We start from the raw sequence: 21813 nt of genomic DNA on the forward strand, positions 1-21813 counted from the left end.
ACAGCCAGGGGCCTTTGCCCTAGAGGATAGAGCATTGCGGGCCCGCTGTCGGCCATGGGCGCGGGGCAACCCGGGGCATACAACGACGAAGCCCCGCACGGGGCGGGGCTTCGCGACGGCCTTAGGGCCGCTTGGGGTACAGAATGGGGGATGGGCTTACATCATGCCCATACCGCCCATGCCACCCATACCGCCCATATCGCCGGCACCGGCGGCGGGCTCTTCCTTCTTCGGCAGTTCGGCCACCATGGCCTCGGTGGTGATGATCAGACCGGCCACGGAGGCGGCGTTCTGCAGCGCCGTACGGGTCACCTTGGTGGGATCCAGGATGCCCATCTCGATCATGTCGCCGAACTCACCGGTGGCGGCGTTGTAGCCCTGGTTGCCCTTGAGTTCGCGCACCTTGTTCATGATCACGGCGGGCTCGTCGCCGCAGTTGGCCACGATCTGGCGCAGGGGTTCTTCCATGGCCAGGCGGGCGATGTTGATGCCCATCTGCTGGTCGTGGTTGACCCCCTTCACCTCGCCCATGGTCTCCAGGGCGCGCACCAGGGCCACACCGCCGCCGGGCACCACGCCCTCTTCCACCGCGGCGCGGGTGGCGTGCAGGGCGTCTTCCACGCGGGCCTTCTTCTCCTTCATCTCCACCTCGGTGGCGGCACCCACCTTGATGACGCCGACACCACCGGCCAGCTTGGCCACGCGCTCCTGCAGCTTCTCCTTGTCGTAGTCGGAGGTGGCGTCCTCCATCTGGGCGCGGATCTGCTCAATGCGCTCCTTGATCTCGTCGTGCTTGCCGGCACCGTCGATGATGGTGGTGTTCTCCTTGGTGACCACGATGCGCTTGGCCTGACCCAGGTCGTCCACGGTGGCCTTCTCCAGGGACATGCCCACCTCCTCGGAGATGACCTGGCCACCGGTGAGGATGGCGATATCCTGCAGCATGGCCTTGCGGCGATCGCCGAAGCCGGGGGCCTTCACGGCGGCCACCTTGACGATACCGCGGATGGAGTTCACCACCAGGGTGGCCAGGGCCTCGCCCTCGATGTCCTCGGCGATGATCAGCAGGGGCTTGCCGGACTTGGCCACGCCTTCCAGCACGGGCAGCAATTCACGGATGTTGGAGATCTTCTTGTCGTACAGCAGCACGAAGCAGTCGTCCAGCTCCGCGGCCATGTTCTGCTGGTTGTTGACGAAGTAGGGGGAGAGGTAGCCGCGGTCGAACTGCATCCCTTCCACCACTTCCAGGGTGTTCTCCAGGGAGGAGCCTTCTTCCACGGTGATGACCCCTTCCTTGCCCACCTTCTCCATGGCCTGGGCGATGATCTCACCCACGGACTCGTCGGAGTTGGCGGAGATGGTGCCCACCTGGGCGATGGCCTTGCTGTCGGTGCAGGGCTTGGAGAGCTTGGCCAGCTCGTCCACGGCGGTGATTACGGCCTTGTCGATGCCGCGCTTGAGGTCCATGGGGTTCATGCCGGCGGTCACCGCCTTCATGCCCTCGCGCACGATGGCCTGGGCCAGCACGGTGGCGGTGGTGGTGCCGTCACCGGCCACGTCGGAGGTCTGGGAGGAGACCTCCTTCACCATCTGGGCGCCCATGTTCTCGAACTTCTCCTCCAGTTCGATCTCCTTGGCCACGGACACGCCGTCCTTGGTCACGGTGGGGGCGCCGAAGGACTTCTCCAGGACCACATTGCGGCCCTTGGGCCCCAGGGTCACCTTCACGGCGTTGGCCAGGATGTTCACACCGCGCACCATACGGCTGCGGGCGTCGTCACCAAAGCGGACTTCTTTCGCGCTCATGCTTGCTGATTCCTCTCGATCTTGAATTCGGTGTGTAAAGGGGGCGGCCGGTGGATCAGCCCTCGATGACGGCCATCACATCTTCCTCGCGCATGACGAGGAGGTCTTCGCCGTCCACCTTCACCTCGGTGCCGGAATACTTGCCGAAGATGACCTTGTCACCCACCTTCAGGTCCAGGGCACGGACCTCGCCGTTCTCCAGGATCTTGCCATTGCCGACGGCCATCACCTCGCCACGGATGGGCTTCTCGGCCGCGGTGTCGGGGATCACGATGCCACCGGGGGTGGTGCGTTCCTCTTCCATGCGCTTGATGATCACCCGATCATGCAACGGACGGATATTCATGGGCCTTGACTCCTTGAGAGTTGTCGTTTGGACGATTTGAGGGTCTGCGGATCCCCGGGGCGCTGTTAGCACTCCCCGTTGGTGAGTGCCAATGATAGTAACGGCCTGCGGGATGTCAAGGGGGGGCGGACGAAAAGCGGACGCAAACGGGCAGGGCCCTTCAGGCCCGGGGGGCAACGGATACGCAGGCGGGAGACGGGCCCTGCCCCGGGGTGCACCAGGGGCGGGCCAGGAACCGGAATGAACGGGAGGGGCAACGGGGCCGGGGGCGCCCCTGCCGGGCCCGAGAAACGGGAGGATCAGCCGCGACGCTCGTCCTCGTCGTCCCGGGGCGGCGCCACGGAATCCCGGGAGTCGGGTTCTCGCTCCCACTCCCCTTCGATGGTATGGCCCGGATCCCCCCCCGGATACGGGCCCCTACGGCGGGTGTAGGCCTGGTGCACATGACCGCGGGCCACGAACACCCCCTTGCTCATGAGCCAGCGGGCCATGATACGGCGGGTGGCGGGGATCAGGCAGGCAAAGCCCAGGGCATCGGTGAAGAAACCGGGGGTGAGCAGCAGGGCGCCGCCGAACACCAGGAAGACCCCTTCCACCAGCTCCGTGGCCGGCAGCTGCCCCTGGTCCAGGCTGCGCTGCATGCGGGTCAGGGTGGCCAGGCCCTGGCGCCGGAGCAGGAAGGCCCCGAGCACGGCGGTGAACACCACCAGCCCCACGGTGGGCCACACCCCGATGACCCCGCCCACCCGGATCAGGATGTAGATCTCCACCAGGGGGATGGTGAAGAACAGGATCAGCAGCAGCGGGAAGATGGGCATGACGATGCGTTACCTCGGATTTTTCACCCTTATAACAGCGCCGGGGCAAGGCCGTAAACCGCGGGCGGGGCCTGGAAATCCGTATTCGGTTATGGTGTTATACCCTTGAGAAATATCAAACCAAAGCGGAGGACCCGACATGATCCCTTCCCCTGGCCGACACAACCGCCTCACCCGGCTGCCCGCCCTGCTGCTCCTGCTGCTGGCCACGGCCCTGCCCCTGCAGGCCCCGGCCCAGGAGCGGGATCCCTACAAACACCTCTTTGGCATGACCTTCGGGGATTTCCAGGAGGAGCTGGCCATGGCCCGGGAGGAGGACAAGAAGGCCGTCATGATCTTCTTCGAGATGGACGGCTGCCCCTACTGCCGGTACATGAAGGAGGAGGTGCTGAACCGCCCCGAGGTGCAGGACTACTACAACACCCATTTCGCCAGCTTCGCCGTCGACGTGGAAGGGGCCCTGGAGATCACCGACTTCCAGGGCCGGACCACCACCGAGCGGGAGTGGGCCGCGGCCCACGGGGTGCACGTCACCCCCGTGTTCCTGTTCTTCGACCTGGAGGGTGAACCCATCGCCCGCCACACCGGCACCACCGACGGCCCCGGACCCTTCCTGAAACTGGGGCGCTACGTGGCCGAAGGCCACTACCGGGACCAATCCCTGGAGGCCTTCCTGAAGGAAGTCGAGTAACCCTCCGGGGCCTGCGCCATGGCTTGAGCCGCCCCCCGGGGCGGTGCACCATGACGCCACCCCACCCCCGAGGAGAAACGCCATGAGTGAACCGCTGCTGATCATCACCACCCTGGACGATGAGGCCCGCGCCCGGGAGATCGCCGCCCTGTTGGTGGAACGGCAACTGGCCGCGTGCGTCACCATCCTGCCGGCGGCCACCTCCGTGTATGCCTGGGAGGGGGAGATCCAGGAGGATGCGGAGCACGTCCTGCTCATCAAGTCCCGGGCGGAGTGCTACGAGGCCCTGCAGGAGGGCCTGCGGGAGGAGCACCCCTATGAACTCCCGGAGATCATCGCGGTCCCCATCACCCATGGCCTCGAGGGCTACCTGCACTGGATAGAGGACACCACACGCCCATGACCCGACTGCCCCAACTGCCAAGGAAACGGATCATCCCCCCGGCCCCGATCCCGGCCCGGATGGCCCGGATGGCCCTGACGGCCCTGTTGTACCTGCTGGCCCTGAGCCTGCCGGTGGTGGCGGCGGCCGATGACCTGCTGCCCCCGGAGCAGGCCTTCGCCGTGGAGGTACAACCCGGTGAGGACGACACCGTAATCGCCCATTGGGAGATCGCCGATGGCTATTATCTCTACGGGCATTCATTGGAATTCACCTCCAAGACCCCCGGCATCGAGCTGGGGGAACCCCGCCGCCCAGAAGGAAAGATCAAGGAGGATGAGTTCTTCGGTGAGGTGGAGACCTACCGCGGGGAACTGGACATCGTCCTGCCCCTGTCCCGGGACGCCGACGCCCCGGATACCCTGGAACTGACGCTGCGGGCCCAGGGCTGCGCGGACGCGGGGGTCTGTTATCCACCTCAGGAGCGCACCGTCTCCGTGGACCTGGGCGCCCCCCCGACCCAGGCGGGCGGCGCAACGCAAGGGGATCCCGCCACGCCGGAACAGGGCGCGCGCCCCACCCCCGCCACGGAGCAGGACCGCATCGCGGCCCAACTGGCCCAGGGGAACCTGTGGCTGGTGCTGCTGGCCTTCTTCGGCTTCGGCCTGCTGCTCACCTTCACCCCCTGCGTCTTCCCCATGATCCCCATCCTGTCCAACATCATCCTGGGACAGAAGTCGCTCACCCCGCGCAAGGCCTTCACCATCTCCCTGGCCTTCGTGCTGGCCATGGCGGTTACCTACACCGTGGCCGGGGTCTTTGCGGGCCTGGCGGGCGCCAACCTGCAGGCCGCCTTGCAAAACCCCTGGGTCATCGGCGGCTTCGTGATCATCTTCATCGCCCTGGCCCTCTCCATGTTCGGCTTCTACGACCTGCAGATGCCCGCGGCGCTGCAGACCCGGCTGTCCGCCCTCTCCAACCGCCAGCAGGGGGGAACCCTGGTGGGGGCCGCCGTCATGGGATTCCTCTCGGCCCTCATCGTGGGTCCCTGCGTCACCGCCCCCCTGGTGGGGGCCCTTCTCTACATCAGCCAGACCGGCGACGCCGTACTGGGCGGACTGGCCCTGTTCAGCCTGAGCCTGGGGATGGGTCTGCCGCTGCTGATCCTGGGCACCTCCGCCGGCAGCCTGCTGCCCCGGGCCGGGGCCTGGATGGACACGGTCAAGGCCGTCTTCGGTGTGCTGCTGCTGGCCATGGCCATCTGGCTGCTGGAACGGGTGGCCCCGGCATCGCTCACCCTCTTCCTCTGGGCCGCCCTGCTCATGGTCAGCGGGGTCTACATGGGGGCCGCGAGCCCCCTCCCCGAGGAAAACCGCGGCTGGCGGGCCCTGTGGAAGGGGTTCGGCCTGGTGATCCTGGTCTACGGCATCCTCCTCCTGGTGGGGGCCGCCTCCGGCGCCCGGGACCCCTTCCATCCCCTGGAGGGCCTCACCGCCGCGGACCAGGGGGACCGGCAGGGGACGGAACTGCGGTTCCAGGCCGTGAATGACCCGAAGGAGCTGGAACAGGCCCTGGCGGATGCCCGGGCAGCGGGGCAGCCGGTGCTGCTGGACTTCTACGCCGACTGGTGCGTGGAATGCACCCACATGGAACGCACCACCCTGCGGGACCCGGAGGTGATCCGGGCCCTCTCCGGGGTACGGCTGCTGAAGGCGGATGTCACCCACCAGACCCGGGGACACCGGGAACTCATGCGTTCCTTCGACCTCTTTGGCCCCCCCGCCATGATCTTTTTCAATGCCCGCGGCGAGGAGCGGGGCCATCATCGCCTCGTGGGGTACAAGGATGCCGAGGCCTTCCTGGAGCATATACAGGCCGCCCTGGGCCCCACCCGCGAACCCGGCTGAACCCACGCCCCCATTCCCCCAGCACGGACCCCCCATGCCCACACGCGCCATCCGTCTCCTTCCCCTGCTCCTGGCCGCCCTGTGCATCGCACCGTCCGGGGCCGCCCCCCTCGCCGGCCAGGGGATGCAAGGGGCACAGGCCCCCGCCTTCACCCTGCCGGATCTGGAGGGCAACCCCCGCCGCATCGGGGAGTGGGACGGGCGCGTGGTGCTGGTGAACTTCTGGGCCACCTGGTGCCCGCCCTGCCGCAAGGAGATCCCCCTGTTCGTGGAGATGCAGTCGGCCCATGGGGACGCCGGGTTGACCATCGTCGGCGTGGCCCTGGACGATCCCCAGGCGGCGGCGGCATTCGCCCGGGACCAGGGCATCAACTTCCCCGTGCTGGTGGGTGGCGAGGAGCGGGCCGGTGAGGTGGCCCGGGCCTATGGCAACCCCTACGGCAGCCTGCCCTACAGCGTCCTGCTGGACCGGGAGGGCAAGGTGCGGTATATCCATGTGGGCCGCCTGCATCGCGAGACCCTGGAACGGGAGTTGGCCCCCCTGCTCTGAACCTACCGGCACACTCGGGATTGCCCCTATTCCGTCACAAATTTTTGGGAATATGCGGCAAACTCCCTTAAAAACCCGGGAAACATCCCTGGTGCGCTGGACACTGCCCGGCGCTTGAGGCACAATCCCGCCCACCTCTTGGGGGAGGTTCCCGTTCATCCGCGCGATGCACGCGCCGACGTGTCCTGCCGGGGCGGCCCCTCCTTCGGCAATGTCCCAGTGTGCGAGCGCCCATGGCCCGATTCCTCCTGCTCAACGGCCCCAATCTGAATCTCCTGGGTATCCGCGAGCCCGGCGTGTACGGCCACCAGGGACTGGACGGGATCGTCGCGGCGCTCCAGCAGCTGGCCCAGGAGCAGGGCCACCACCTGGAGGCCTTCCAGTCCAACGCCGAGCACGCCCTCATCGACCGCATCCACGCGGCCCGGGAAGAGGGGATGGAGTCCATCCTCATCAACCCCGGCGGCCTCACCCACACCAGCGTGGCCCTGCGCGACGCCCTGCTGGCGGTGCGCATCCCCTTCTTCGAGGTGCACCTGTCCAACACCTTCGCCCGCGAACGCTTCAGGCACCGCTCCTATCTCTCGGACGTGGCCGCCGGCGTGATCATCGGCCTCGGCCCCTACGGCTACACCCTGGCGCTGCAAGCGGCGATCCATCAGACAACCCTGAGCTGAGCACCATGGATATCAGAAAGATCAAGAAACTCATCGAACTGCTGGAAGAATCCGGGATCAACGAGATCGAGATCCAGGAGGGCGAGGAGTCGGTGCGCATCACCCGGGCGGCCCAGGGGGGTGGCGGACAGGCCTTCATGATGCCCCAGACCTTTATGGCCCCCGGCAACCCCACCCAGCCGCCCCCGGCGGCGGCCGCCGATGCGGCAGCGGCGGACTCTGGGGAGGAGGATGCCGGCATCCCCTCCGGCCATCAGGTGACCGCGCCCATGGTGGGGACCTTCTATCGCGCCCCCTCTCCGAGCTCCAAGCCCTTCGTCGAGGAAGGCCAGAAGGTGGAGGTGGGGGACACCCTATGCATCATCGAGGCCATGAAGATGCTCAACCAGATCGAGGCGGACAAGGCCGGGGTGATCAAGGCGATCCTGGTGGAGAACGGGCAGCCGGTGGAATACGGCGAGCCCATGTTCATCATCGAGTGAGGCCCAGCGAGCCATGTTCGACAAGATACTGATTGCCAACCGCGGCGAGATCGCCCTGCGCATCCTCCGGGCCTGCCGGGAGATGGGCATCAAGACCGTGGCCGTCCACTCGGACGTGGACCGGGACCTCAAGCACGTGCGCCTGGCGGATGAGTCGGTGTGCATCGGCCCCGCCCGTTCCACGGACAGCTACCTGAACATCCCGGCCCTCATCAGCGCCGCGGAGGTCACCGACGCCGAGGCCATCCATCCCGGCTACGGCTTCCTCTCGGAGAACGCCGACTTCGCCGAGCGGGTGGAGTCCAGCGGCTTCGTCTTCATCGGCCCCCGCGCCGAGACCATCCGCCTCATGGGGGACAAGGTCTCGGCGAAGAAGGCCATGATGGAAGCGGGGGTGCCCTGCGTGCCCGGTTCCGGCGGCCCCCTGGGGGACGACGCGGAGGCCAACCTGGCCCTGGCCCGGGAGATCGGGTATCCGGTCATCATCAAGGCCGCGGGCGGCGGCGGGGGCCGCGGCATGCGTGTGGTCCATTCCGAGGGCGCCCTGATCAACGCCATCTCCCTCACCCGCAACGAGGCCGCCTCCGCCTTCAACAACCCCACGGTCTACATGGAAAAATACCTGGAGAAACCCCGCCACGTGGAGTTCCAGGTCATCGCCGACGAGCACGGCAATGCCGTCAGCCTGGGGGAACGGGACTGCTCCATGCAGCGCCGCCACCAGAAGGTGATCGAAGAGGCCCCGGCCCCGGGGATCACCGAGGAGGAACGCCAGCGCATCGGCGCCCGCTGCGCCGAGGCCTGCCGCCGTATCGGCTACCGCGGCGCCGGCACCTTCGAATTCCTCTACGAGGACGGCGAGTTCTTCTTCATCGAGATGAACACCCGCGTGCAGGTGGAGCACCCGGTGACGGAGATGGTCACCGGCCTGGACATCGTGCGCGAGCAGATCCTGGTGGCCGCCGGCCAGCCCCTGAGCATCCGCCAGGAGGACGTGGAGATCCGCGGCCACGCCATCGAGTGCCGCCTCAACGCCGAAGACCCGGCCACCTTCATGCCCTCCCCCGGCACCATCAGCCAGTATCATGCCCCCGGCGGCCCCGGTATCCGTGTGGACACCCACATCTACAACGGCTACAAGGTCCCGCCCCACTACGACTCCATGATCGGCAAGCTCATCAGCTTCGGCGCCACCCGGGACATCGCCCTGGCGCGCATGGGCGGCGCCCTGTCGGAGATCGTCATCGAGGGCATCAAGACCAATGTCCCGCTGCAGCGGGACCTGATCGGCGACACCGCCTTCCGGCGGGGCGGCACCGACATCCACTACCTGGAAAAACGCCTCAAGGCCCACGGCTGAACCCCGGCCCGAGCCGGCGGAGACCTCCCATGATCCAGATCACCCTGCCCGCCACCGCCGACCGCTCCGGGATGGTGGAAGACGCCCTGCTGGAGCACGGGGCCCTGTCGGTGATGCTGCAGGACGCCGGCGACGTCCCCCTGCTGGAACCCCTGCCCGGGGAGGAACCCCTGTGGCCCGAACTGTGGGTGATCGGGCTCTTCCCGCGGGAGACGGACATCGGCGCGGTGACCGGCGCCCTGGCGGCGCAGCTGGACATCCCCGCGGAGCACCTGCGCCACGAGGCCCTGCCGGACCGTGACTGGGTCCGGGCCTGCATGGATGACTTCCATCCCATCCGCTTCGGCGAGCGCCTGTGGATCGTGCCCACCTGGCACGAGGCGCCGCAAAGTGACGCCGTGAACATCCGCCTGGACCCGGGGCTGGCCTTCGGCACCGGCACCCACCCCACCACGGCCATGTGCCTGCGCTGGCTGGACGCCCATCCCCCCGCCGGGCTGGAGGTGCTGGACTACGGCTGCGGCTCCGGCATCCTGGCCATCGGCGCCCTCAAGCTGGGGGCGCGTCACGCCTGGGCCGTGGACATCGATCCCCAGGCCGTGACCGCCACCCGGGAGAACGCCGAGCGCAACCACATCCCCGCCGGGCAGCTGGACCTGGACCAGCCGGAGGGGCTCCCCGAGGGAGCGGCATTCGACCTGACCCTGGCCAATATCCTCGCCAGCCCCCTGATGGCCCTGGCCCCCGCCCTGGCGGGGCGCACGAGGCCGGGCGGGCGCATCCTCCTGGCCGGGCTCCTGGACCGCCAGGCGGAGGAACTCCTTTCCACCTACGATCCCTGGTTCCACATGGGCGTGGCCGACCAGCAGGAGGGATGGAGCCTCCTGGAGGGCAGGCGACGGGCAGCGACCTGAGGGCAGGCCGGCCCCGAAAGAAGGACCGCTTCGCCCCGCCACCGCCATACCCGGACCTGCCACGGGGGACCCGACCGTCATGGATCCAGCCACTGCACCCCATCGGGACCCCGCCCACCTCCCCGTACGGGACGAGAGCCGCCCCAAAGAGGCGGCCCCTCCTCCGCCAGCGGGTCCACCCCACGACGCCCCGCTCCCCAGGGCCCTCCGGGAGGCACTGGAGGCCCCCCCATCCCGGCCCGGAACGGGCGCCACCCTGGCCTGGGGCCTGGCCTGCCTGGCCCTGATCCTGCTGCTTGCAGGGCAGATCCTCTACCATGAACGCCACCGCCTGCTGGCGATCCCCGCCCTGGAGCCCGGGGTGCGGGCCCTGTGCCGCCCCCTGCCCTGCGCCCTGCCGCCGCCCCGGGACCTGGCGGCCCTGCGCCTGACCCAGCGGCGCATCCGCGCCCTCCCGGAGCGCCCCGGGATCCTGGAGGTGACCGCCGTGGTGGAGAACACCGCCGCCTTCCCCCAGCCGGCCCCGGTGATCGAACTTACCCTGAGCGACCTGCAGGGCCGGCCGGTGGCCGCCCGCCGCTTCTTCCCCGCCGACTACCGGCCGGGGGAGGCAAGCGGCCAGCCCCTGGCCCCGGGGGAGTCGTTCTCCCTGGCACTTGCCGTGCAGGACCCCGGAGCCCACGCCCCGGCCTTCGAGTTCCGTTTCCTGCCCGGTCCCCTTGGCGGCGGACGGCTTTAAGCGCGCCCGGTCCATGGGTATCATGTCCGCCTCCCGCTCCCGTCCCCAAGCACCGCCCCCATGCGCATCGGCCCCCACACCGTGGACCCCCCGCTGATCCTGGCCCCCATGGCCGGCATCAGTGATCTCCCCTTCCGCCGCATCTGCCGCCGCCAGGGGGCGGGCCTTGCGGTGTCCGAGATGGTGCACGCCGACACCCGCCTGTGGCATACCCCAAAATCCCGCCTGCGCCTGCACCAGAGCGGGGAACCCGACCCCCGCAGCGTACAGATCACAGGGCGCGAACCGGCCATGATGGCCGCCGCCGCCCGCGCCGCCGTGGAGCGGGGGGCCGGCATCATCGACCTCAACATGGGCTGCCCGGCGCGCAAGGTCATGAGCAAGGCGGCCGGCGCCGCCCTGCTGGGGGACGAGGCCCGGGTGCGGGCCATCCTGGAGGCGGTGGTGGCGGCGGTGCACGTGCCCGTCACCCTGAAGATCCGCCTGGGCCTGGACCGGAGCCGCATCAACGCCCCGGGCATCGCCCGCATCGCCCAGGACTGCGGCGTACAGGCCCTGACGGTGCACGGGCGCACCGCCGCCTGCAGCTACCAGGATCCGGTGGACGCGGAGGCCATCGCCCGGGTGCGGGAGACGGTGTCCATCCCGGTGATCGCCAATGGCGACCTCTTCACCCCAAAGGACGCCCTGCGCATGCGGGCCATCACCGGCGCCGACGCCCTCATGGTGGGCCGTGGCGCCCGGGGGCGGCCCTGGATCTTCAGGCGCATGGCCCGCGCCCTGGAGACGGGGGAGATCCCGCCGGAACCGGGGCCGGAGACGGTGCTGGCCATCGTGCGGGAACACCTGCAGGCCCTGTACGGACTCCACGGCCCCCGGGCCGGGGTGCAGGTGGCGCGCAAGCACATCGGCTGGTACCTGCAGGGCCGTCCCGGCGCCGAGGCCATGCGCCGGGCCCTGCTGCAGTCCGAGGACCCCGCCACCCAGCTGGAACGGATCACCCGCTACTTCGAAACCCTGCCCCCAGGCGAGGACATCGCGGCATGAACCGAGAAGCCCCCCGACCCAGCCCCCGCGACGCAGCGGAACGCGAGACCCTGTCCGCCGCCGTGGCCCAGGCCCTGGAGGACTACTTCACCCGCCTGGACGGCCACGAACCGGACGGGCTCTACCGCATGGTGATGGAAGAGGTGGAACGGCCGCTGCTGGAATGCGTCCTGCAGCAGTGCAACGGCAACCAGAGCCGCGCCGCCCAGTACCTGGGGATCAACCGGGGGACGCTGCGCAAGAAACTGCGCCAGTACGATCTGGGCTGAGCGGGCTCAGACCCGCCGCGCCACGGGGCAGGCCCCGGGCAGCGGCTGGGAAACGGCGTGCTCACGAACCCAGTCGCTCGAGCATCGCCTGGACCTGTTGCCGCTGGGGAAAGTCCTCTGCACCGGCCAGCAACTCGCGCAACACCGATACGGCTTCATCCCGCTGCCCGTTCCGTTCCAGGGCCTGGGCATAGTGGTAGTCCATCACGGCCGTATCGGGCAGGGTCTCTCGGGCCTCCCGGATCAGTTCCAGCCCCCGTTCCGGATCGCCGTGATCCAGCAGGGCCATGCCCAGGGTGTCCTTGATCTGGGGATCCTCGGGTTGCAGCCGGTGCGCCCGCTCGGCCATCTCCAGGGAACGGGCATCCCCCTCGCGCTGATAGATGTACGCAAGGTTGTTCAGCACCATCGCATCCTCTGGAAAGCGCTCCACCAGGATCTCATAGTCCTTCTTCGCGGCCGCCACATCCCCGGCCTCCAGCAGGCTGGTCGCCAGCACCAGACGGGAGCGGTGATCCTCGGGATGGTTCGCCAAATGTTTCCGCATCCATTCCCGAGCGGCCGTCTCCTCACCCATGCGGCGCAGGGCCTCGAAGCGCTTCATGGCCGACTCGTCGGTGACCCGAGCCCGATAGGAGGCCTCATAGGCCTGTACCGCCTCGGCGTAGTCCTTGCGGGTGGCCAGAATATCCCCTTCCAGGAGATGACCCTGCGCACGTATGGCCTCCAGCTTCTGCATACGCCGCGCCAGTTCCAGGGCCTCGTCCTCCCGGCCCTCGCGGCGCTCCAGCCGGGCCAGTGCAAGCAGCGCGCCCGGGTGCTCCCCGTCCAGTTCCAGCGCCCGTTCCAGGGCGCTGCGTGCCTCGCGGGGACGCTCCGCCTGCACCTGGGCACGGCCCAGACGGAAATGCACTTCGGGTGAATCCGGCCGCAGTTCAGCCAGCCGGCGCAGCGTGGTGATGCCCTGGTCCACCTGTCCCTCGGCCAGTTGGGCCATGGCCCGCACCTCCAGCAGGGCAACGTTGTCCTCGCTGCCCTCAGGGGCCCCTTCCAGCACCTCCAGGGCCTTTGCCGGCTCACCCGCCAACAGGCGATAACGAGCCAGGACGATGCGTGGCTCCAGGGCCTGGGGCGCGGCCTCCATGGCCCGCTGCAGATACTGCCCCGCCTCTGCCGGTTCCCCCTGTTCCACCTCGAACTCCGCCATGAACATCAGCAGGCGCGGGTCCTCAGGGGCGGCCTCCAGACCCGATTCTAGAACCTTGCGGGCCGAATCCGCCCCTTGCGTGCGCAGCTTCAGCACCGCCAGGTTGCGTGTAGCCGTGGTGTTGCCCGGATCCAGCCGAAGGGCCTCCTCCAGGGCGGCGACGGCCTCCTCGGTACGCCCCAGGGCCAGCAGGGCACCGGCACGCAGGTTCTGCGCCACCGGGGAATCCGGGTGTTTTTCGATGATGCGATCCGCCCTGGACAGGGCCTGTTCATGCTGCCCCTCCTGCAGCAGACGCAACACACCCGCCCACTTCAGGTCCTCCAGTTCGGGGGCCATCCCGCTGAGGGCCTCCAACTCCCGCAGACCGGCCGCGGGGTCCTCCCCCTGCAGCAGCGCCCGCGCCAGGTTCATCCGCGCCTGCACCGAATCCGGATCCACTTCCACCCGTCGGCGCAGCAGCTGGATGCTGGACTGGATATCCCCCTGGGAAGCATGCACCCCCGCCATCAACTCCAGGGCGAGCCGGTCCGCCTCGTTCTCCGCCAGGACGCGTCGCAGCAAGGCCTCGGCTTCCTCCACCTGCCCCCCCTGCATGCGCACCGCGGCCAGCAGGCGATTGGCCGCTGCGGATTCCGGGTTACCCCGGACATAACGGGTGAGATGGGCATCGGCCTGCTGCAGATTGCCCAGGGCGAAGTGGCTGGTCCCCAGGAAGAAACGGGCCGGCAGGTACCCCGGATTTCCCCGCAGGGCCTCTTCCAGGGCGCTCACCGCCGCCTCGTAGTCCCGCTCGTGGAAACGTATCAGACCCTCCACATAGGCGGTGGCTGGCAATTCCGGCCCCAGTTCCTTCAGGACCTCCAGGTCTTCCGTCGCCCCATCCCAGGACTCCCGCGCCATGCGGGTGAGGGCACGACGGAAATATCCCGTGTAGGGATTGGGCGCCGTCTCGGTCACCCGGGTATAGGCCGCCTCGGCCGCCTCCAGGTCCCCCTCACTGCGATGCAGATCGCCGAAGAGGGACCAGGCCGGTGCATGCCCCGAATCCACTGCCAGGGCCTCGGCCAGTCGCGCCTTGGCACGGTCGAGCTCTCCCCGCAAGGCATGCACTTGGGCCAGGGTGGTCAGGGCCGCGGCATCATCGGGATCCAATGCCAGCGCCGCGTCCAGTTCCACGGTGGCCGCTTCCAGATCGTTCATCCCCACATGGGCACGGGCCAGCAACAGATGAAACGCCTGCGGATCCTCGAAAACCCCGGCCTCCCGGGCCTCCAGCATCGCGCGCGCCTCGCGGAATTCACCCAGCAGCAGGTGAGCTCGAGCCATGTAAAGCAAGGCATCGGGATCATCCCAGCCCAAGGCACGGGCCTTTTCGAACTCCGCCAGGGCGGCCCGGGGTTCACCCCGCTCCAGGTGCGCCCGCCCCAATTCCCAGCGCGCCTCGACGTGATCGGAGTTCTCCTGCAACAGGTTGCGGTACTCGATAATGCCGGCGCGCACCTCGCCGCTTTCCAGGAAGTCTCGGGCGCGCTCCAGGCGCTCCTCCTCGGTATAGCTGACCTGACCGCAGCCGGCCATCCAGAGCGCGCCCAAGACTCCCAGGCCCGCCAAGACCCGCCGCACGTGCCGGGTGAGATGCTGCTGTTCCATGATGACGCCCTCGCATGTCGCTGATCCGTCCCCGGGTCATCCAGGCCCCGAGCCCGTCCCGGGTCCCCGCAGGACCAGTGTAGTCCGGAAATCCGGATCCATCCGGATCACTCTCGGGGAGGACACCTTGAAGATCAAGCGTGGCGACACCCTGTGCCCACCGTACCGGGGCATGACAGGCGCATCATGGACACGACAGCCAATCCGGCAACCGCCCGCCCGGCTCAGCCCATGGCGACCCGGGCCGAGTCCAGGTCCCGCGCGGCCTCGCCGGGAATGGCGGTCTTATGGGCCCCCGGGGACCCGCCATCCCCGCGCTGATCCCCGGAGGAGGCAAACCGGTAGGGCACTTCCCCCTGCAGAAACAACCGGGCCATATCCGGAGAGGAACGCACGGCATGATCCACGGCCGTGTCCAGGTGGGCCAGATAGGGATAGCGGATGCCCCGGTGCTCACAGGGGACACCGGCCTGGGAAAATGTAAACCCCAGACGGCGGACCATCCTGGCCAGGGCCCGGTTCACCAGGAAGTACATGAAGGGAATCTCGTGATCGCGGCTGTACTCGATGGCGGCCCGCAGCATCACGGCAAACAATTCGGAACGCTCCACGGGGGCCAGCCCCCCCTTGGTTTCCGGCTCACCCCCATCCACGTCAGGCCTATCATGCCTCTCATGACGCCCCAGGTACTCGCCGCCATCCGCCGGCCTGGACCGGAACAGCGGCACGCGCCGCCGGGTACGGCACCCCATACCTGCGGCCAACCGCCCTTGGATGTCCGAGCCCCATCGCTCCTGGCGCTGGACCGGTATCGGAAAGGACCCGGCATTCCCTGGGGCATGGAATCCCTTCGTGATGCAGATCCGGGACAATTCCGTGGCGCCGCCAGTGGACGTAGGGGCGTATTCCCGCCTCAAGCGGGTGAGCCGATGCACCGGCAGATGTCCTCCCAAGGGGTGCACCAGGCGCATCGCCCCCACCCACAGGCCGGTCTCCCGGTCCCGGACGGTGAAGGCGGTGGCCTGGGCGTCCCAGGGATCGCGTTCCTGCCCGTCGGGAAACTCCCCGGGATCCTCGAACCCCCTTTCCAGGCAGTACACCGAGTAGCGGATGGCGTGATGGATCCGTCGCGTTCCGGGCGTATCGGCAACGAAGACCTCGTAGCGTGTTTTGGACATGGCGGACACCCCGCGGTTGTACACGAGGCGGGATTACAGCATGCCGGGTTCATTGGGTCGGGAATCGGGTCACAAATCCCACCAAACCCATGAGGCAATGCGGCCATGCAACATCCGCTTTGTGACCGGCTACGGATTCCGAGTGATCACAAAATTCCGCGCAAAGAGGCCTTATTGCATCAGGCTCTTGTGCACGAACTCGTGCAGTTCCCGGATATCGGGGCGCATGGAGTCCAGCACCTGCTGCACGGTGACGTGATAGGCCGCCCGTTCGCCGTGATACGCCATGGGACGGCCCACTTGCACGAAGGGAAACCCCGAGGCCTGGAGCATGCGGGCCAGGCGGCGCTCCATCATGACGAAGGCCTGCTCCCGACCCGCCTGCTTCATGAGGGAGGTGCCGGCGCAGAACAGGGCCAGGCCCAGCAGCGGGAAGGTGCGGCGCTCATCCTCCGTGAGGATGTAGTCGGCCGGGAAGCCGGCGGGGGTCTCCGACTCCCCCTTACGCCGGCGAAACCGGGTGTGGACCGCCAGGCGGGAGACCTCACCGATATCGTCCCGGGGGAAGTGATCCGGCCGGCGCTCCGGGTGGTCCAGGCTCTCCCCGCAGAAACGCTCCAGGGGCAGCTGGAACCCGGGCTCGCCCGGCGGGGGGATGACCACACGGATGCAACCGGCGGCGCGCATGGTGGGCTGGTGCATGATGAGACAGTGGACCGCATGGCCATCGTAGTCGTCCCGCTCCAGGCCGCCGGGGCAATCCTCCTCCCGTTCGTAGCCGAACTCACGGCAATAGACGTCGTAGCGGATGCGAAAGACCTGCTCCAGGCGCTCCGGTTCCTGGGCGGGCAGCACCTGGAAGTACTCCTGGAAATGATGGACGAGACTGGGCGGGGACATGGGCGGATACCTTGGTACCGGGGATCAGAAACGGGCGCGCCACCCCAGAACCCACAGATCATGGCGCTCGTGGAAGCCGCCCAGGGTCGCATCCTCGCCCTCGAAATGGTGATATCCGAGATAGACCTCGTGGGGCTCCCGGCCCACATAGGCCAAGCGCGGATTGAGATAGACCTCCCGTGGGTCCAGGCCGACGGCGAAACGCAGCCGGGCCTGCCAGCGCCCATGACCGAATCCCTGCTCGGCGTCACCGAAGAGAGTATAGACGTCTTTCGCGTCCATCAGATCCTCTGCTCCGCCCGTCCGGTGGGCACCCCCCAGTTGCAGGTTCACCCGCAGGTCGGCATCCCCCGGGAAGAACTCCACCCCCGCCACCCAGTCCAGGGCCGCCGTGGTCACCGGGCGCAGATCCGCCCGGGTGGCCGGACGGTCGCTGAGCCAGGCCGCCTCGAAGCGCCAGGTGGACAGGCCGTGGGCAAAGGCCAGGTCCCCCCCCAGGCGCCAGGTATAGGGATGCAGACCCTCGAAGGTCACCGGGGCAGCGGCCAGCACCGCCTCCGGGTCCGTCGGGTCGACCAGAAGGGCGCGCCGGGCGGCCGGGGTCAGGGCGTAGTAGGGGGCGGAGCGCCGGCTGCGCTGCACGCTCAAGGCATAGTCCAGCCCCGCGCCGGAATGGCTCAGGCGCACCCCGCCCCCACCGGATCCGCCGTCCCGGTCCTGCACCCGCCCCTGGCGCACCAGCGGCGCCAGCAGCGGGTCCGGCGCCATCCCCAGGATGCGGCCCCGGATACGGTCCACCGGGTGCCACAGGCCATCCCGGGGCGGCAGTTCGGCGGCGCGGAAACGGGGGATATACACCAGATCCAGACGGTACTCCCGGAAATACTCCTCCCAGCGCAGGGCCGGCACCGCCCGCCGGCGGTCCTCGAGATCGTCCAGCACCAGGCGGGTGAGGTCCTGCACCCCGAGGCCGTCCGTGGGGGGACGCTCGTCCACCCGCCCCCAGAGGATGCGCTGCGCCCCCACGGTGATGCGCCGGCGGGGATCGCGGTAGCGCAGGAAGGTCTCGTCGTAGTCCCCCTCGCCCCGGGCCAGACGGGAATCCCCGGTCTGCAGATGGGCATCGAAGCGACCCCCGAGGCGCAGGGCCCACGGCCCGGAGAGCGGCACGTCCCATTCCAGGCGACCATGGAGGTAATGCACCGCCGAGACCGGGCCGTCCCGGACGGGGAGACCGGCCTCCAGACGCAGTTCCTTCAGTGGAAAGGGGGCCGTCCGCCCCGGGGCCGCAACCTCGGGCGGGGGCTCCGGCTCTCCGATCACCAGACCCTGGGCCCCCAGGGGCGGGGCCAGAAGGAGGGCCGCCAGCATCAGCCCGCGCCCCGACGCGGGCAGCGGCAGGACCGTCATGGCCGGTACCTGGACTCCATCTCCGGATCCGACAGGGCCCGGGGCGTGAACAGGGCCTCCGGCAGATCCCGGTCGTAGGTCACCTCCTCCGCCGTCATGCGGGTGCGGTGGCCGGAATCCAGGTCCGTCATGGTGCTGTCCATCACCGTCCAGTAGCCCTGGATCCGCTCGATGCGATGCACCTGCAGGCGCTTGGCCGGGGTCTCCTCCCGCCCGGGGAGATAGAAGTCGATGCGCAGGGGGATGAGGCTGGGTTCATGGATCCAGCTCACGCGGCGGGCATAGGCCGATTCCCCCGGATCCACGGGCACACTCTCCAGCTTCAGGGTGGCCACGCCCTCGATCTCGTCCTCCCCCAGGAGCCGGTGGCGGTCCTCATCGGGCCTGCGGTCCTGCAGATCCTCGAAATACAGGTCCGAACCCACGAAGCGCCCGCCGCGCCGGGCCGAGGGGATGCGCCGGTTGCGGTCCAGGGCGGACAGATAGATCCACTGGTCGCTGCTGCCGTCGGCATGATCCAGGGTCAGCAGCCCCGTACCCGCGATGTCGGCGGGGGCCGTGAAGCGGATCAGGGAATGGGTCTCGCCGGCGGCCAGGTCCCGCTGGTAGGTCACCATCCGCCGCACCCGGGGATCGCGCCCCGCCTCTTGAAGGATCATGGTCCCGCGGGTGGTCACGTCCTCGCCGTCGGGACGGTCATACACCCGCTGCGCCAGTTCCTGCCCCGGGCCGTCCGCCGCCTGGGCCAAGGGGATACCCGCCCAAAGGACACAGCACGCAAGCATCGCCGCCCACAGGAGATGCCCCGGCCCCCTGGCCGGTCCGGGGATGCCCCCGCCCTGCAAACCCTCACGGTCCCATCGCCTGGTGTTCACCTTCCCTCCCGCGGGCCCCATGGCCCGGATCCGGCGTGCAGGGATGATTCTGGTGCCGGGAAGGGAAGCTGTCCAGTACCCATGCCCGGCTTGGTATAGACTGGGATCCAGCGCAACCGAAGAACCACATCGGGGGGACAGGATGAATCATCGGTTCGACTACGGGGAGGCCCTCCAGCGCACCCTGGGATGGATCACGCCGGAGGAACAGGCGCGTCTGCGTCGGGCGCAGGTGGCCATCGCCGATGTGCAACTGGCGGCGGCCCGATCCGGGTAAACGGCCGCGGACCCGTTCATCTGACATACCGGCCCACAGGAGGCCCCCCGTGATGCAGTGGATGCTCCATCGACCCCGCCTGGCCCTGGCCGCGCTGCTCCTGCTCTTTTTCCTGCCTGGACCGCTGCTGCTGCAGCTCGAGCTCAACAACGCCCCCGAGGTGTACTTCCCCAAGGACGACCCGGCGGTGGCCTTCGACCGCCAGCTGCGGGAACGCTTCCCCCAGGAACAGGTCCTGGTGGCCCTGTTCGAGGGGGAGGACCTGTTCGATCCCGCCTTCCTCGAACCGTTGCACGAGACGGTCCTGGCCATCCGGGGCGACCCCCGGGTGGAACGGGTGCTCTCGGTGCTCACCGCCGACCACATCCGCGCCACCGCCGACGGGTTCGCCGTGGAACCCCTGGTGGATCCCTACGATCTGGATGCCCGCACGCCGCAGCAATGGCGGCAGCGGGCCCTGTCCGATCGCTTCGCCCCGGGCCTGTTGCTATCGGAGGACGGCCGTGCCCTGGCCCTGGTGGTGCGTCCCCGGAAACTGGAGGACAGCCTGCAGCGCCTGGCCCTGGAACAGACGGTACGCCAGGCGATCCAGCACCATGGCCTGGAGCCTCGCCTCACCGCCCTGGCCGGCCACATCGCCCTGGACGTGGCCCAGCTCAGGGCCATGATCAGCGACACCATGGCCTTCATCCCCGCCACCCTGGGGGTGGGCCTGCTGCTGCTCTGGTGGCTCTTCCGACGCTGGCTGGTGGTGATCCTGTCGGCCGCCGTCATCGCCACGGTGGCCAATGCCGCCGTGGCCCTGCTGGTGATCTTCCAGCAGCCCTACACCCTGATCGCCTCCATCCTCCCGCCCCTGCTCTCGGCGGTGGCGGTGGCCATGCTCATGCACCTGTTCAACGCGGTCCTGCACGCGGCGCAGCGGGGATACACCGGGCAGGAGCGGGTGCGGCGGGCCGTGGCCCAGGTGGCACGTCCCATGCTGTTCACCACCCTGACCACCGCCGCGGGCCTGGCCTCCCTCACCGCCAGCCCCATCCGCCCCATCGGCGCCTTCGGCCTCACCGCCGCGGCCGGGGTCCTGCTCACGGCGGCCCTGGCCCTGCTCATCCTGCCCGCCCTCATCGCCCGCTGGGACCGGGGAGGTTGGAGCCGACAGCGGGGACGCATCCAGTGGGTGGACCGCCTCACCGGGTTCTGCGCCCATCTGTCCATCCGCCGTGCCGGCTGGGTGCTGGGTATCACCGCGCTGCTGCTGGCGGTGGGCCTGCCCCAGATCCGCCATGTGCAGGTGGAGACGGATCTCTACGCCTTCTTCGACGAGGACCACCCCCTGATCCAGGCCACCCAACGGGTGGAGTCGCGGCTCTCCGGGGTGATGCCCCTGGAGGTGGTGTTCACGGCCCCGGCCCGGGACGGCCTGCACGACCCCCAGCGCCTGGCCCATATCGACCGCGTGCAGCGCTGGCTCCAGGCCCGCCCCGAAGTGGACTACAGCCTGGCCCTGCCGGATTTCGTGGAGGAGATGCACTGGGCCTTCCACGGCGAGGATCCCGAGTTCCGCGCCCTCCCCGAGGATCCGCGCCTCATCGCCCAGTACCTGCTGGTCTACGACGGTGTGGACCTGTACGACGTGGTGGACCGGGACCTGCGCCGTGCCCGCCTGCTGCTGAACCTGAACATCCACGGCGCCACCGCCCTGAACCGGCTCATGGACGACCTGCGGGCGGAACTCCGTGCCCACCCGCCGGGTGACATGGAGTGGGACCTGGCGGGCATGGGCCGCCTCTTCGCCGATCAGGAGCGGCTGCTGATCCAGGGGCAGCTGCGCAGCCTCATCGCCGTCACCCTGCTGCTGCTGGCCCTGATGTGGATCCTGTGGCGCTCCCCCACCCTGGCCATGGCCAGCATGATCCCCAACCTGGCGCCGGTGGCCCTCATCTTCGTGGTCATGGGGATCTTCGGCATCTGGCTGGACATGGCCACCGCCATGATCGCCGCCGTGGCCGTGGGCATCGCCGTGGACGACACCATCCATATCGTGCATGGCTACCGTAGCCGCCGAAGGGCAGGAGCACCGCCCCCCTGGGCGATCGCCCGCACCTTCCGTCACGCCGGCCGGGCCGTGGTGGCCACCACCGTCGTGCTGGTCACCCAGTTCCTCCTTTTGGGGCTGTCGGCCTTCCAGCCCACCGCCGCCTTCGGCCTGCTCACCGCCCTGGGACTGGCCGCTGCCCTGCTCTTCGATCTGCTGGTGCTGCCGGCCCTCCTGATCCTCTGGCATCGCAACGACCAGCGACCATCCAAGCCCCACTGAGGTAGGAA

Annotated in this window: 21 protein-coding genes; 13 read left to right on the top strand and 8 right to left on the bottom strand. The window is 68.8% G+C overall.

From position 1 onward, the window contains the following. Positions 1 to 156: 156 nt before the first annotated feature. The 3 genes from groL to BM214_RS00600 all read right to left on the bottom strand — a co-directional run bounded on the left by groL (position 157) and on the right by BM214_RS00600 (position 2970). The gene (gene groL / locus BM214_RS00590; RefSeq protein WP_090483260.1) at positions 157 to 1806 is read right to left on the bottom strand and encodes a chaperonin GroEL; all 1650 of its coding nucleotides are present in this window, start codon (positions 1804 to 1806) and stop codon (positions 157 to 159) included. 55 nt (positions 1807 to 1861) lie between these two features. Then, complete coding sequence (groES, locus tag BM214_RS00595) at positions 1862 to 2152, bottom strand: co-chaperone GroES (RefSeq protein ID WP_090483261.1); 291 nt, start codon at positions 2150 to 2152, stop codon at positions 1862 to 1864. Positions 2153 to 2451: 299 nt separating this feature from the next. After that, a complete protein-coding gene (locus BM214_RS00600; protein ID WP_090483262.1) occupies positions 2452 to 2970 on the bottom strand; it encodes an FxsA family protein in 519 nt (172 codons plus the stop codon). 139 nt (positions 2971 to 3109) lie between these two features. On the opposite strand from BM214_RS00600, the gene BM214_RS00605 reads away from it, so the two are divergent. From BM214_RS00605 to fis, 11 genes are all read left to right on the top strand, one after another. Next, positions 3110 to 3661, top strand: a complete 552-nt coding sequence (locus tag BM214_RS00605; RefSeq protein ID WP_090483263.1) for a thioredoxin family protein — start codon at positions 3110 to 3112, stop codon at positions 3659 to 3661. Between the two features lie 82 nt (positions 3662 to 3743). Then, on the top strand, positions 3744 to 4064 hold the full coding sequence (cutA, locus tag BM214_RS00610) for a divalent-cation tolerance protein CutA (RefSeq protein WP_090483264.1): 321 nt from the start codon (positions 3744 to 3746) through the stop codon (positions 4062 to 4064). Positions 4065 to 4123: 59 nt separating this feature from the next. Continuing rightward, positions 4124 to 5950: a protein-disulfide reductase DsbD gene (locus BM214_RS00615; protein WP_090483265.1), complete on the top strand. Its 1827-nt coding sequence runs from the start codon at positions 4124 to 4126 to the stop codon at positions 5948 to 5950. Between the two features lie 34 nt (positions 5951 to 5984). Continuing rightward, positions 5985 to 6500 carry a TlpA family protein disulfide reductase gene (locus BM214_RS00620; RefSeq protein WP_090483266.1) on the top strand — a complete coding sequence of 172 codons (516 nt, stop codon included), beginning with the start codon at positions 5985 to 5987 and terminating at the stop codon, positions 6498 to 6500. A gap of 233 nt (positions 6501 to 6733) precedes the next feature. Continuing rightward, positions 6734 to 7177 (top strand): type II 3-dehydroquinate dehydratase, encoded by a 444-nt coding sequence (gene aroQ / locus BM214_RS00625; protein ID WP_090483267.1) that lies wholly within the window; start codon positions 6734 to 6736, stop codon positions 7175 to 7177. Between the two features lie 5 nt (positions 7178 to 7182). After that, positions 7183 to 7659 (top strand): acetyl-CoA carboxylase biotin carboxyl carrier protein, encoded by a 477-nt coding sequence (accB, locus tag BM214_RS00630; RefSeq protein WP_090483268.1) that lies wholly within the window; start codon positions 7183 to 7185, stop codon positions 7657 to 7659. A 13-nt stretch (positions 7660 to 7672) separates the two neighbouring features. Continuing rightward, positions 7673 to 9019, top strand: coding sequence for an acetyl-CoA carboxylase biotin carboxylase subunit (accC, locus tag BM214_RS00635; RefSeq protein ID WP_090483269.1), 1347 nt, complete (start codon positions 7673 to 7675; stop codon positions 9017 to 9019). Between the two features lie 29 nt (positions 9020 to 9048). Further along, positions 9049 to 9933 (top strand): 50S ribosomal protein L11 methyltransferase, encoded by an 885-nt coding sequence (gene prmA, locus BM214_RS00640; protein WP_090483270.1) that lies wholly within the window; start codon positions 9049 to 9051, stop codon positions 9931 to 9933. A 79-nt stretch (positions 9934 to 10012) separates the two neighbouring features. Continuing rightward, positions 10013 to 10672: a DUF3426 domain-containing protein gene (locus tag BM214_RS00645; RefSeq protein ID WP_090483271.1), complete on the top strand. Its 660-nt coding sequence runs from the start codon at positions 10013 to 10015 to the stop codon at positions 10670 to 10672. Between the two features lie 60 nt (positions 10673 to 10732). Then, on the top strand, positions 10733 to 11719 hold the full coding sequence (gene dusB, locus BM214_RS00650; RefSeq protein ID WP_090483272.1) for a tRNA dihydrouridine synthase DusB: 987 nt from the start codon (positions 10733 to 10735) through the stop codon (positions 11717 to 11719). Next, the gene (fis, locus tag BM214_RS00655) at positions 11716 to 11988 is read left to right on the top strand and encodes a DNA-binding transcriptional regulator Fis (RefSeq protein ID WP_090483273.1); all 273 of its coding nucleotides are present in this window, start codon (positions 11716 to 11718) and stop codon (positions 11986 to 11988) included. The genes dusB and fis overlap by 4 nt, the downstream gene beginning before the upstream one ends. Positions 11989 to 12049: 61 nt before the next feature. Here the strand turns inward: fis and prsT are convergent, their stop codons facing one another. From prsT to BM214_RS00680, 5 genes are all read right to left on the bottom strand, one after another. After that, on the bottom strand, positions 12050 to 14848 hold the full coding sequence (gene prsT / locus BM214_RS00660; protein WP_090483274.1) for an XrtA/PEP-CTERM system TPR-repeat protein PrsT: 2799 nt from the start codon (positions 14846 to 14848) through the stop codon (positions 12050 to 12052). Positions 14849 to 15072: 224 nt separating this feature from the next. Next, a complete protein-coding gene (locus tag BM214_RS00665; RefSeq protein ID WP_143096320.1) occupies positions 15073 to 16026 on the bottom strand; it encodes a GNAT family N-acyltransferase in 954 nt (317 codons plus the stop codon). A 171-nt stretch (positions 16027 to 16197) separates the two neighbouring features. Next, positions 16198 to 16926, bottom strand: coding sequence for a PEP-CTERM/exosortase system-associated acyltransferase (locus BM214_RS00670; RefSeq protein WP_090483276.1), 729 nt, complete (start codon positions 16924 to 16926; stop codon positions 16198 to 16200). A 24-nt stretch (positions 16927 to 16950) separates the two neighbouring features. After that, positions 16951 to 18336, bottom strand: coding sequence for a hypothetical protein (locus BM214_RS00675; protein ID WP_090483277.1), 1386 nt, complete (start codon positions 18334 to 18336; stop codon positions 16951 to 16953). Then, positions 18333 to 19121, bottom strand: a complete 789-nt coding sequence (locus BM214_RS00680) for an outer membrane lipoprotein-sorting protein (RefSeq protein WP_090483278.1) — start codon at positions 19119 to 19121, stop codon at positions 18333 to 18335. The genes BM214_RS00675 and BM214_RS00680 overlap by 4 nt, the downstream gene beginning before the upstream one ends. A 232-nt stretch (positions 19122 to 19353) precedes the next feature. Here BM214_RS00680 and BM214_RS12905 point away from each other — a divergent pair, with 232 nt between their 5' ends. Beyond that, complete coding sequence (locus BM214_RS12905) at positions 19354 to 19488, top strand: hypothetical protein (RefSeq protein ID WP_280521870.1); 135 nt, start codon at positions 19354 to 19356, stop codon at positions 19486 to 19488. Between the two features lie 52 nt (positions 19489 to 19540). Further along, positions 19541 to 21805 (top strand): efflux RND transporter permease subunit, encoded by a 2265-nt coding sequence (locus BM214_RS00685; protein ID WP_090483279.1) that lies wholly within the window; start codon positions 19541 to 19543, stop codon positions 21803 to 21805. Positions 21806 to 21813: the final 8 nt, after the last annotated feature.

This window comes from Ectothiorhodospira mobilis (assembly GCF_900114895.1).
Taxonomy (GTDB): Bacteria; Pseudomonadota; Gammaproteobacteria; order Ectothiorhodospirales; family Ectothiorhodospiraceae; genus Ectothiorhodospira; species Ectothiorhodospira mobilis_A.